Origin of the sequence: Niveibacterium sp. 24ML, assembly GCF_026586805.1 — a bacterium.
Lineage (GTDB): Bacteria > Pseudomonadota > Gammaproteobacteria > Burkholderiales > Rhodocyclaceae > Niveibacterium.
The window spans coordinates 117,900-130,292 of the sequence record NZ_JAPFHA010000004.1; the positions used below are offsets into that span (position 1 = coordinate 117,900).

The 12,393-nt window shown below is 64.5% G+C and carries 9 protein-coding genes; 7 read left to right on the top strand and 2 right to left on the bottom strand.

The genetic code is table 11. The features are described from left to right. Positions 1–25: 25 nt before the first annotated feature. Positions 26–529 carry an Lrp/AsnC family transcriptional regulator gene (locus tag OPU71_RS04960; RefSeq protein ID WP_267725635.1) on the bottom strand — a complete coding sequence of 168 codons (504 nt, stop codon included), beginning with the start codon at positions 527–529 and terminating at the stop codon, positions 26–28. Positions 530–669: 140 nt separating this feature from the next. Here OPU71_RS04960 and glmS point away from each other — a divergent pair, with 140 nt between their 5' ends. Continuing rightward, positions 670–2,499, top strand: a complete 1,830-nt coding sequence (gene glmS, locus OPU71_RS04965) for a glutamine--fructose-6-phosphate transaminase (isomerizing) (protein ID WP_267725638.1) — start codon at positions 670–672, stop codon at positions 2,497–2,499. 94 nt (positions 2,500–2,593) lie between these two features. After that, positions 2,594–3,607 carry a Fe(3+) ABC transporter substrate-binding protein gene (locus OPU71_RS04970; RefSeq protein ID WP_267725640.1) on the top strand — a complete coding sequence of 338 codons (1,014 nt, stop codon included), beginning with the start codon at positions 2,594–2,596 and terminating at the stop codon, positions 3,605–3,607. Positions 3,608–3,666: 59 nt separating this feature from the next. Here OPU71_RS04970 and OPU71_RS04975 read toward each other — a convergent pair whose 3' ends face one another. Continuing rightward, entirely contained in the window at positions 3,667–5,304 is a 1,638-nt protein-coding gene (locus tag OPU71_RS04975; protein ID WP_267725643.1) for an ABC transporter permease, read from the bottom strand. 29 nt (positions 5,305–5,333) lie between these two features. Here OPU71_RS04975 and OPU71_RS04980 point away from each other — a divergent pair, with 29 nt between their 5' ends. The 5 genes from OPU71_RS04980 to OPU71_RS05000 all read left to right on the top strand — a co-directional run bounded on the left by OPU71_RS04980 (position 5,334) and on the right by OPU71_RS05000 (position 12,297). Then, positions 5,334–6,398, top strand: coding sequence for an ABC transporter ATP-binding protein (locus tag OPU71_RS04980; RefSeq protein WP_267725648.1), 1,065 nt, complete (start codon positions 5,334–5,336; stop codon positions 6,396–6,398). Positions 6,399–6,451: 53 nt separating this feature from the next. Next, positions 6,452–7,270: a substrate-binding periplasmic protein gene (locus OPU71_RS04985; protein WP_267725651.1), complete on the top strand. Its 819-nt coding sequence runs from the start codon at positions 6,452–6,454 to the stop codon at positions 7,268–7,270. A gap of 67 nt (positions 7,271–7,337) precedes the next feature. Next, complete coding sequence (locus tag OPU71_RS04990; RefSeq protein WP_267725654.1) at positions 7,338–9,935, top strand: ATP-binding protein; 2,598 nt, start codon at positions 7,338–7,340, stop codon at positions 9,933–9,935. 74 nt (positions 9,936–10,009) lie between these two features. Next, positions 10,010–11,179, top strand: coding sequence for a GGDEF domain-containing protein (locus OPU71_RS04995; protein ID WP_267725658.1), 1,170 nt, complete (start codon positions 10,010–10,012; stop codon positions 11,177–11,179). A 56-nt stretch (positions 11,180–11,235) separates the two neighbouring features. Then, positions 11,236–12,297 (top strand): AI-2E family transporter, encoded by a 1,062-nt coding sequence (locus OPU71_RS05000; protein WP_267725661.1) that lies wholly within the window; start codon positions 11,236–11,238, stop codon positions 12,295–12,297. Positions 12,298–12,393: the final 96 nt, after the last annotated feature.

Sequence of the window (12,393 nt, forward strand, 5' to 3'; positions counted from 1 at the left end):
GCTTCGGCTGCGTGCTTGCCCTGCGTCAGCTGGCCGCCGCGGGCAACTGGATGGCTGGCTCGAACTTGCTGCGCTTGACCGAGAAGAAGGTGCGCACGTTCCTGACGTTCGTGCTGCCGGAAAAGAGCTGGTGTGCGGCGGCCTGGTAGGCGTTCATGTCAGGCACTTGCAGGATCACGATGAAATCGGGTCCGCTGGAGACCCGGTAGCACTGCTGCACCGCGCGGCACGCCGCTGCGGCGCTTTCGAAGGCTTGCAGGTGCTCGGTCGATTGGACGTCGAGCGTGACTTCAACAATGGCAGTCAGACCGGCGCAGACATGGTCTGCGGAAACGATCGCGATCTGGCGTTCGATGACGCCTTGCTCATGCAGGCGCCGTACGCGTCGCAAGCAGGTTGCGGGCGATACGTGCACCTGCTCGGCCAGTGCGTGGTTGGTCAGCGCGGCGTCGCGCTGCAACTGATCGAGAATCCGCAAATCGGTCGCGTCGAGTTGTACTGGCGCTGAGTTGTTGATTGAATCGTTCATCCTGATGCGCCAAAGAAAATAAAATTGCATCGCGGTGCTTGCGTGCAAGATCATTGCGCCGAGTGAGGAATTTTGCAAGCCTCTTCCGTAATCGGGCGCCTATAGTGCCGGCATCCATTACCTCGATACCGGAGTTAATCATGTGTGGCATCGTCGGCGCCGTCTCTCAGCGGAACATCGTTCCGATCCTCGTCGAAGGGCTCAAGCGCCTCGAGTATCGCGGTTATGACTCCTGTGGCGTCGCCGTCCATCAGAACGGCGCCCTGCGCCGCGCACGCAGCACTTCGCGTGTTGCGGAACTCGATGCCCAGGTTGTCACCGACAAGGTTGAAGGCTTCACCGGCATTGCGCACACGCGCTGGGCGACCCACGGAGCGCCGGCAGTGCATAACGCACACCCGCATTTTTCGCGCGACCGGATCGCGCTGGTGCACAACGGCATCATCGAAAACCACGAAGAACTGCGCAGCGAACTCAAGCGCAAGGGCTATGTGTTCGATAGCCAGACCGATACCGAGGTGATCGCGCACCTGGTGGATTCGCTTTACGAAGGCGACCTGTTCGAAGCGGTCAAGCAGGCGATTCCCCGCCTCAAGGGCGCATTCGGCATCGCCGTGTTCTGCCGTGACGAGCCGCACCGCGTTGTGGGTGCGCGCGAGGGCTCGCCGATGGTGCTGGGGGTTGGCAAGGGCGAGAACTTCGTTGCGTCAGACGCGATGGCACTGGCCGGCGTGACCGACCAGATCATCTATCTGGAAGAGGGCGACGTGGTCGATCTGCAGCTTGGCAAGTACTGGATCGAAGCGCGCGCTGCGGGCGATGGATTCGTTCGTGTCGAACGGCCGGTGCGAACCGTCCATGCGCATACCGGTGCCGCCGAGTTGGGCCCGTATCGCCACTTCATGCAGAAAGAAATCTTCGAACAGCCGCGTGCTGTTGGCGATACCCTGCAAGGGGTCGAGTCGATCGCCGCGAGCCTGTTCGGTGATGCCGCCGAGGCGGTCTTCAAGGAAGTCGACTCGGTCTTGATCCTCGCCTGCGGCACAAGCTACTACGCCGGCTCCACCGCCAAGTACTGGCTCGAATCGATCGCGAAGATCCCCACCAGCGTCGAGATTGCCAGTGAATATCGCTATCGCGACAGCGTGCCTAATCCGCGCAGCCTGGTGGTGACCATCAGCCAATCGGGCGAGACGGCGGATACCATCGCGGCGCTCAAACATGCGCGCGGCCTTGGCATGGAGAACACACTGACGATCTGCAATGTCGCCACCTCTGCCATGGTGCGCGAATGCAAACTCGCCTACATCACCCGCGCCGGGGTCGAGATTGGTGTCGCCTCCACCAAGGCATTCACCACCCAGTTGGCGGGTCTGTTCCTGCTCACCCTCGCGCTTGCCAAGGCGCGCGGCCATCTCGATCCGCAGGCCGAGGCCGCTCACCTCAAGGCCATGCGTCACCTGCCCGTTGCCTTGCAGGCGGTACTCGCGCTCGAACCGCAAATCATGGCCTGGTCAGAAGAGTTTGCGAAAAAGCAGAACGCGTTGTTCCTCGGCCGCGGTTTGCATTACCCGATCGCCCTGGAGGGTGCCCTGAAGCTCAAGGAAATCTCCTACATCCACGCCGAGGCTTACCCCGCCGGCGAGCTCAAGCACGGCCCGCTCGCGCTGGTCGACGCGGCGATGCCGGTGGTGACCGTGGCGCCGAATGATCTGCTGGTCGACAAACTCAAGAGCAACATGCAGGAAGTCCGCGCACGGGGGGGCGAGCTCTACGTGTTTGCCGATGCCGACACGCATATCGAAAGCGAAGCCGGCATCCACGTCATCCGCATGCCGGAGCACTACGGCCCGCTCTCACCGATCCTCCATGTCGTGCCCTTGCAACTGCTCGCTTACCACACGGCCTGCGCACGCGGCACCGATGTCGACAAGCCCCGGAACCTCGCGAAAAGCGTCACGGTCGAGTAGGCGGGCTCGATATAAACGCAAAGCATTCGCATTTACAGTGACGTGTGAAGTCTTTAGACTGAGCCGATTCGTTCTGGAACCGGAGTCTTCCGCCATGCTTTCCCGCGTTTTGCTTGTGACGGCGCTTGCCGCTTTTTCCTCTGCAGCCTTCGCCCAGGCTCAGGAGCTCAATCTGTATTCGGCGCGCCACTATCAGACGGACGAGGCGCTCTACAGCAACTTCACCAAGCTCACCGGTATCAAGATCAACCGGATCGAGGGCAAGGAAGATGAACTGCTTGAGCGGATCCGGAACGAGGGCGCCAACAGTCCGGCCGATGTGTTGCTGACCGTTGATGCTGCGCGTTTGGCCAAGGCGCACGAGCTGGGACTGTTCGCCCCGGTCTCGTCGAAAGTGCTCGAGGCGCGCATTCCGGCGCATCTGCGTACCGAAGACTGGTTTTCGTTCTCTACCCGTGCCCGCGTGATCGTGTACAACAAGCTCAGCGTCAAGCGCGAAGAGGTGCAAACCTACGAGAGCCTTGCCGCGCCGGGCATGAAGGGCAAGGTGTGCACGCGTTCAGGTTCGCACCCGTACAACTTGTCATTGCTGGCTTCGATCATAGCCAATCAGGGTGAAGCGCAGGCTGAGGCCTGGGCGCGCGGCATGGTGGCGAACTTCGCGCGGGCGCCGAAGGGTGGCGATACGGATCAGATCAAGGCGGTGGCCGCCGGCGAGTGCCAGGTTGCAACCGCCAACACCTACTACATCGCGCGGATGATGCGCTCGGATAAGCCCGAGGACCGGAAGGTGATTGAAAGGATTGGCGTGGTGTGGCCGAACCAGGCAACCAGCGGCACCCACATCAACGTATCGGGTGGCGGCGTGCTGAAGCACGCGCCGAACCGTGAAGCGGCGATCAAGTTCCTCGAATACCTGGCTTCCGATGAGGCACAGCGTTACTTTGCCGACGGCAATAATGAATGGCCGGTGGTCGCCGGGCTCAAGATCAGCAACCCGGCGCTTGAGACCCTCGGCAGCTTCAAGGCAGACAAACTGCCGGTGCGTAACCTGGCGATGTACCAGTCCAAGGCGCAGATGATCTACGACCGCGCTGGCTACCGCTAAGCGCGGCGTTGCGTCAATCGGGCCGGGGGATTCCCGGCCCTTTTTGTTTGAGGCTGCGGCTATTTCCGCGTGCTGGCGATTTGCCGCGACAGCGCAATCAAGGGGATCAGCCCAACCGCTACGATGGCCAGCGCCGCGGTGGATGCTTCGGATAGCCGTTCATCGCTGGCCAGCGTGTAGGTCTGGGTGGCGAGCGTGTCGAAGTTGAAGGGGCGCATCACCAGTGTGGCGGGCAACTCTTTCATTACATCCACGAATACCAGCAGTGCCGCCGTGAGCAGGCTGCCGCGCAGGATCGGCGCATGCACCCGCCACAGCACTGCCGACGGGCCCAAGCCCAGGCTACGCGCGGCATCGTCCATGCTGGCGGTGATCTTGGTCAGGCTTGCCTCGACTGACTGCAGCGCCACGGCGAGAAAGCGTACCAGGCAGGCGTACACCAGCGCCGCAATGCCGCCGGTGAGCAACAAGCCCGGGTTGTGGCCGAAGTACTGTTGCCATTGCAGGGCGAGCCAGTTGTCCAGGCGTGTCACCGGGATCAGTACGCCCACCGCGATCACCGCGCCCGGTACCGCATACCCGAGTGCAACGATGCGGTTGAGCCCGCGCGCGAACCAGGTGCGCGATTGGCGCGCCGAGTAAGCCAGCAGCAAGGCAAGGCAGACCGCAAGGAGCGCGGTGCAGCCGGCAAGCAGGAAGCTATTGCGGGCCAGGGCCAGGAAGCGTGCGCCGAACTGGGCGTCGCCCTCGGCCAGCGCCATCTTCAACAGCAATCCGGCCGGCAGCAGAAAACCCAGCGCAAGCGGCACCAGGCAGACCAGGCTGGCACCCGCAGCGGCCATGCCGCGTAAGCGGCTGCGCGCGGGTGGGCGGCTGCGCGCGCCGGTGTTGTGGTAGCGCGCACGGCCGCGGCTGATGCGCTCGAAGGCCACCAGGGCAATGATGAAGCCGAGCAGGATCGCGGCGAGCTGGGCTGAGGCGATGCGGTCGCCAAGTGAAAACCACGCCCGGTAAATGCCGGTGGTAAAGGTATCGACCGCAAAGTAGGCCACCGTGCCGTAGTCGGCGAGGGTTTCCATCAGCGCCAGCGTTACGCCGGCCGCCAAAGCCGGCCGCGCCAGCGGCAAGGACACGCTGAAGAACGCGCGCCATGGCCCGAGCCCGAGCGTGCGCGCCGCTTCCAGCATGCCGCCCGCGCGTTCGATGAAGGCGGTGCGGGCGATCAGATAGACGTAGGGGTATAGCACGCAGACGAACACCGCGACCGCACCGGATCGTGTGCGGATGTCGGGGAACCAGTAGTCGCCATGCGCCCAGCCAAACGTATCGCGCAAATAGGTCTGGACCGGTCCGACGAACTGCAACAGATCGGTGTAGACGTAGGCCATCACATAGGCCGGCATCGCAAGCGGCAGCACCAGCGCCCACTCGAATACCCGGCGGCCGGGGAAATCGTGCATTGAGGTGAGCCAGGCGGTGGCCACGCCCACCAGCGCCACGCCGCAGCCGACGCCGGCGCAGAGCCAGAGCGAATTGCGGATGTAGTCGCCGAGCACGGTCTGCATCAGATGCGACCAGGTTGCGCTGGTGCCGCCAGCGAAAAGATTGAGGCTGACACTGAGCACCGGCAGGCTGGTGAGCAGTGCGATCAGCAGGGCCGCAACAACAAGCGGCGGGAGTGGGCGGATTCTGAGCATGGCTGTGAATGCGAATTATAATCGCCCCCATGGCTCGCCTCTCACTCTCTGGCATTGTTCAACGTTACGGCACGCATACCGTCGTCAACGGTGTGAGCTTTGCGCTCGAGGCCGGCACCATCGCCTGCTTGTTGGGCCCGTCCGGTTGCGGCAAAACCACGCTGCTGCGGTGCATTGCCGGGTTCGAGCCGGTGGTTGGCGGGCAAATCCATATCGACGATCGCCTGGTCAGCGCGCCCGAAAGGATGCTGCCGCCCGAACAGCGCCATATCGGCATGGTCTTTCAGGACTACGCGCTGTTTCCGCACCTGGATGTTGCGCGCAACATTGCCTTCGGTTTGACCGCAAGGCCGGTGGCCGAGCGCGAAGCACGCGTGGCGGAACTGCTCGCGCTGGTGGGGTTGCCGGGTTATGGCAACAAGTACCCGCATGAGCTCTCTGGCGGGCAGCAGCAGCGGGTTGCGCTGGCACGTGCGCTGGCGCCGAACCCGCAACTGGTCTTGCTCGACGAGCCGTTTTCCAGCCTCGACGTGGATCTGCGCGAACGCCTTGCCGCCGAAGTGCGCGACATCCTCAAGCGTGAAGGGGTGACGGCGATCCTCGTCACCCACGATCAGCATGAAGCCTTTGCTATGGCCGATGAGATCGGCGTCATGCACCAGGGGCGCATTCAGCAGTGGGACAGCCCCTACAACCTTTACCACCAGCCGCGCGATCGCTTTGTGGCCGACTTTGTCGGGCAGGGCGTCTTCATCCCCGGCGAGGTGCTCGACGATCTGAGCGTTCAGGTGGAACTGGGGACGCTCAAATCCGCCGTGCCCATCGAATGCAGCACGGGCTGCGGGCGTTGTGGCCGCGGCTGCCGGGTGGACGTCTTGCTGCGGCCGGACGACGTGGTGCACGACGACGCCAGCCCCCTGCGCGCGGAAGTGGTTCAGAAAGCCTTTCGTGGTGCCGATATTCTCTACACGCTGCGGCTTGCGAGTGGTCGCGAGGTGCTCTCGCTGGTGCCATCGCACCATAACCACGCGTTTGGCGAGGCGATCGGCATCCGCCTCGACGTGGATCATGTGATCGCTTTCCGCGGCGCCTGAGTTCAGATACCGCCGCGTCGCGCACGCGGCCAGAAGCTAAGGCTGGGGGGCACATGAGACGTATTTCCGGAACGCTGGGGCGGCAACTGTTGGTGCTGGCGTGTCTGTTGCCGTGGGTGGCATCGGCTCAGGCGCCGGCCGGCCCGCGCCTGGCGGCGGTCATGGCGAGCAAGGTGCTGCGGGTGTGCATCTGGCCGGAATACTACGGCGTCACTTTCCGCAATCTCAAGACGGGCGTGATCAACGGGCTCGATGCCGACATGGCGCGCGAATTCGCGCGTGACCTTGGCGTTGCCGTGCACTTCGTCGACTCCTCGTTCGCGCGCCTGATCGACGATCTGGAAGCCGAGCGTTGCGATCTGGCGATGATGGCGGTGGCGGTGACACCGCAGCGCGCGCAAAGACTCGCGTTTTCCCAAGCCTATCTTCGCAGCGATGTCTATGCCGTGACGACACGGCAGAACACCCGCGTGCGCACCTGGGCCGATATCGACCGTGCCGGCACCCGGGTTGCGGTGGCCGCGGGCACCTACCATGAGAGCCTGATGCGAGAGCGGCTGCAGCAGGCGGACCTGGTGGTGGTCAAAGCCCCCCAATTGCGCGAAGCCGAACTTGAGGCGGGCCGGGTGGATGTCTTCATGTCGGACTTTCCCTTCACCCGCAAGATGAGCGACAACCACGACTGGGTGCGCGTGCTGGCGCCGCCTGCGCCGTATTTCATGGTCAATGCCGCCTACGCGCTCAAGCCTGGCGACGCGGCCTGGCTCAAGCGGGTCAATGAGTTCGTTGCGGCGGTCCGGGCCGATGGCCGCCTGCGGACGGCGGCGACGCGCTACGCGCTCGATCCGATCCTGCTGCAGGATGCCCGCTGATGCCGCGCTGCCCGCAGGCCCATCGGCACTCGCTTAGCCGCCACAAGGCGGGGCCGGGGCATCCGCGATGAGTGTAGTGTCCCGCCTGCTGGCCTGGCTCCAGCGCTGGCCGCTCTCGCGCCGCATTGTCGCCGCGATGGTGCTGATCGCGGTTTGCGGACTTGCGGCCGTGGTCTATCACGCAGCGCGGCTGCGCAGCGAGGCGCTGACCACCCACCGCAGCCTTGCAAGCAGCATTGCGCGGGTCAGCGAACAGCAATTGACCCTGCTCGTGAAGGTGATCGACCGCCAGCTCGAAGTTCGCAGCCTTGAGTGGCAGCAACTCGATGAGTCCGGCCTGGCGGGTTTCCAGGATCGGCTGCAGGCGGATCTGGGCGGCATGCCCGCGCTGCGCTCACTGGCCGTGGTGAGCAGCGACGGGCGCGTGCTCGCCAGCAGCCAGCATGAAGCACTGGGGCGCCGACTATCGGCGGCCGCAATGACGGCGCTGGCCGGCGGGAGCGATAGCGTGCCGCTGCGCATCTCGGGCCTCTGGGCGGGGCGCGATCTGACCGACGGCGCCCCGACGCTCGGGGCGTTGGATGCAAGCACCTCACCATACTTCGTTACCGCCGCGCGCCGCATTGCGGCCCCGGACAACTCGGGCTACATCGTTGCGGTGCTCAACCCCGACTATTTCGCGAACGTCTTCACCAGTTTGCTCGCGCGGCCCGGTTTTCTGGTCGCCCTCTCCCGCTACGACGGCTTGTTGTTGGCGAGCACCGATCCGGTTGGCGCGTCGCCAGGGCGCAACCAGGCGTCCAGCCCGCTTTTTGCGCAACACCTGCCCTTGCGTGAAATCGGCCTGTACGAGTCTGCCGCGCTCGAGCCGGGCGGGCCGGCCATCCTTGCGTATCACGCCTCGCGTCTGTACCCGCTGGTTGTGCAGGTGCGCTTTCCCCATCGTGCGGTGCTGGCCGAGTGGCGCAGCGAAATGTACGTTCTGGCGATTGCAAGTTTGGTCCTTGCGGCAGTGCTGGGCCTGTTCGGTGTGCTGGCTTATCGGGTGCAACTGCGGCGCGAGCGCGAAGGCGACGCGGCGAAGCAGGCCGTGGAACTGGCCGCGCGTGTTTTCGATGTTGCCTTCGACGGCATCCTGATCACCGATGCCGAGCAGAAGATCGTGCGGGTCAACCGTGCGTTCACTGAAGTGACGGGGTTTGCCGAGGCCGACGTGATTGGCCGAACACCCCATGTGCTCTCATCGGGACTGCACGACGAGGCCTTCTACCGAGAGATATGGGATGCGGTGGAGCATCGCGGGCAGTGGCTCGGCGAGATCACCAACCGCCGCAGCAATGGCGAGTTGTATCAGGAGCAACTGGGGATTTCGGTGGTCAAGGATGCCGCCGGCAAGGTCTGCAATTACATCGGCACCTTTACCGACATAACCGATCGTAAGCGCAACGAGCATGCCTTGCGCACGGCCAAAGAGGCCGCCGAGGCGGCTAACCTTGCCAAGAGCCGTTTTCTCGCGACCATGTCGCATGAGATCCGCACGCCGATGAACGGCATCCTCGGCATGGCGCATCTGCTGCTGGAGCCCGCGCTGAGCGAAGCGGAGCGGCACGAGTACGCGCGCACCGTGCTCAGTTCCGGCGAAACGCTGATGACCCTGCTCAACGATATCCTCGACCTCTCGCGGGTTGAGGCTGGGCGCCTGGATCTGAACCCGGTCGGCTTCCTGCCGGCGGTGCTGCTGGATGAAGCCGCGGCCTTGTTTGTGGAGGCGGCACAACGCAAGGGGCTGGCGATTCAAACCCGCTGGGCCGGCGCCGCGGATGATTGCTTCCGCGCCGATCCGATCCGCCTGCGCCAGATGCTCGCCAACCTGATCAGCAATGCAATCAAGTTCAGCAACCAGGGCGTGATCCGCGTGGTGGGCGAAGTCGAGCGCGCCGATGGCGCCAGGGTGGACCTGCGTTTCACCGTCATCGACAACGGCATCGGTGTGCCGCCCGAGCACCTTAACTCGCTCTTCCAGCCCTTCAGCCAGCTGGATACATCGCCAACCCGCGCGGCGGGCGGCAGCGGGCTGGGTTTGTCGATCGTGCGAAGCCTGGCTTTGCTGATGGATGGCGATGTGGGCGTGCGCAACGAAGCCGGGCAGGGCGCCAGTTTCTGGTTCCGGGTGCGCGCCGAGCGCGCGCTCGATTGCGCCCCGCAGCAGGGCAGGCTCAGTGCTGATCCGGTGTCTGCCGCACCGCTGCGTGCGGATGCCTCATCGCTTCACATCCTGGTGGTCGAAGACAGCCCCACCAACGCCAAGGTCATTGAAACCATGCTGCAGCGGCGCGGTTACCGTGTGAGCATGGTCGAGAACGGACTGCGTGCCGTCGAGGCGATCGCGGCCGATACGAGCTTCGATCTGGTCTTGATGGATTGCGAGATGCCGGTGCTCGACGGCATTTCTGCCACGCGGCGTATCCGCGAGCGGGAGCAGGCAGCGGGGCTGGCGAGCGTGCCGATCATCGCGCTGACTGCGAACGCCTTTGAGGAGCATCGGCACAAGTGCTTCGAGGCGGGCATGAATGACTTCCTCGTCAAGCCCATCGTCCTGAGCGCGCTCAATGCCGCGCTCGAACGCTGGCTGCCAGCGCGCGGCAGGGGCGAACATGTCGTGTAGCGCATCGGGGTGGCTCAGGCCGGCTGAGGCCCGGGCCGCTTGGGGCCGAGTGCCGTGCATGGTTGACGCGCGCCATGCTTGATCTGAACTCGGTCCTGTTCGCGACGACCCTGGTCGCCCTGAGCATGGGCCTGGTGCTGCGGGTGTTCATCCGCAGCTTTGAGCCGCTGATGCGCGGCGCGCGGCCGGTTGCGTGGGGCAGCCTGGCGCTTGCCGCGGGCACCGCGACGCTGGCCTTGCGTGGCGCCATGCCGGCACTCGAACTGCCGGCCCTGGCGCTCGGTAACCTCTGCTTGCTGGTCAGTCAGGGCTTGATCCATGTGGGGCTATGTCGTCTGGTCGATCGCCGTGCGCGGGTGCTTTACGTTGCCGGTGTCCTGGTCAGCACCTATCTGTGCGTGCTCTGGTACGGACTGGTGACGCCGGATGCTGCGGTGCGCACCATCGCCTTCAGCTTCGGGCTGTTCGTGACGATTGCGCTGACGATGTGGGAGCTCTACAAGAGCCTGCGCCTGCGCCGTCCCTCCATCACGCTGGCCCTGTTCTGCGTACTCGGCTTGATGGAAGTCTCACTGATCGTGCGCGCGGTTCTGGCCTGGCTTGCGCGTGGGCAGTTCGATAGCGTCGGCGAATCCCCCGCTCAATCGTTCATCGTGCTGGCGGTGATGCTGGCCCTGGTGTTCGTGATCCTGCTCTGCATGACGCTGATCGGCGAACGGGCGACGGCGCGCCTGCGTGAAAGCTCGCAGTTCGAGGATCTGCTGACCGGGCTGCCGAACCGGCGCGCCGCGAACGATGCGATCGAAGCTGCGCTGGCGGGCAATGCCGAAGCGGCGCGCCCGACCACCGTGGTGCGGGTGGATCTCGACAACTTCCGTCAGTTCAACGATTGGTATGGTCATGATGTGGGCGATGCGGTGCTGCGCCATGTGACGAGCCGTCTGCGCCGGCTGCTGGGCCGCCGCGAGATGCTTGCGCGCTGGAGTGGCAAGGGTTACATCGTCGTAATGCCGGATGCCGGCCCCGAACAAGGTGCAGGCATGGCGCGCGACATCATCATGGAGATCAGCTACAGCCCGCTTGAGCTGGGCGGCTTCGATGTCGAGATCGCGGCATGCGCCGGGGTAGCGACGTCTGAACGCAGTGAAAGCACGGTCGACGCGCTGATGATCGCCGCCGATGCGGCGCTCGAGATGGCGCGCCGCAACCCGGATGGCCTGGCGAGCGTGCGCCGCATCGATTGAAACCGGGCGGCCGCCGGCCACGGGTATCATGGCCGGCCGCGCCCTCGTCAGTGCTCATGACCATCCAGCCTTCACAACGATTCGAGAACTTCGCCCAGCTCGCCCTGTGCCTTGCGTTGCTGGCCGGCTGCTGGCTCGTGCTCGCGCCCTTCATCGTCACGATCCTGTTTGCGATGATCATCGCCTCCTCGACATGGCCGCTGTATCAGCGCTTGCTCGGCCTGCTGGGAGGGCGGCGCAGTGTCGCGGCCTTGCTGATGTGTACCGGATTCATTCTGGCGGTAGTGTTGCCGCTGATCATGGTGGCGGGTGCCGCAACAGACGGGATGCACTGGCTGCTTGGGCTGGTGCGTGCACGGACTGAAAACGGGCCGCTGCATGTGCCCGATTGGCTGCGGGGCATTCCGATGGTGGGCGAGGCGATCGCCAACCACCTGCAGGCATTGATTTCAAGCCGTGAAGAGCTGGCTGCGCTGGGCCGCAAACTCTTCGATCCGGCGCGAACGATTGGCCTCCAGGTGGTGAGTGGCATCGGCATTGGCGTGGTGCAGGTGTCGCTGGCGATCTTCGTGCTCTTTTTTCTCTACCGTGACGGGCCGCAGGTGCTCAATACGCTGGAGCGCGCGATCGCGCGCCTCTATGGCGCAATCGGGCTGGAGCTGCTCGACACCGCGCAGAAGACGGTGTTCGGTGTCATGGTCGGCATGGTCGGTACCGCCGCGGCACAGTCGCTCGTGGCGGGGGTCGGTTTTGCCGTGGCCGGCGTGCCGGCGCCCATCCTGCTGGCTGCGCTGGTCTTCTTCCTGTCAATGGTGCCGGTAGGGCCTCCGCTGGTGTGGGGCGGCGCTGCGTTCTGGCTGTATGACCGTGGCGATACGGGCTGGGCGATCTTCATGGTGCTATACGGCGTGCTGGCGATCAGCTCGGTCGACAACATCGTCAAGCCGCTCTTGATCGCACGCACGTCGAGTCTGCCTTTGCTGATCGCGGTGCTCGGCGTGTTCGGCGGGGTGCTGGCCTTCGGGCTCGTTGGCGTCTTTCTTGGGCCGACACTGCTTGCGCTTGGCATCAGTCTGACCCAGCGCTGGCTCGACCTTCGGGTTGTCAGCCAGCCCTAGTGCGCAGTCCGGTTCCGCCCGGCTTAGCTGCCTGGTGCGCGGCGGCAGATTCGCTGCTGCGACATCAAGTGGAGCCTTTCGGCGAGCACAAAACCG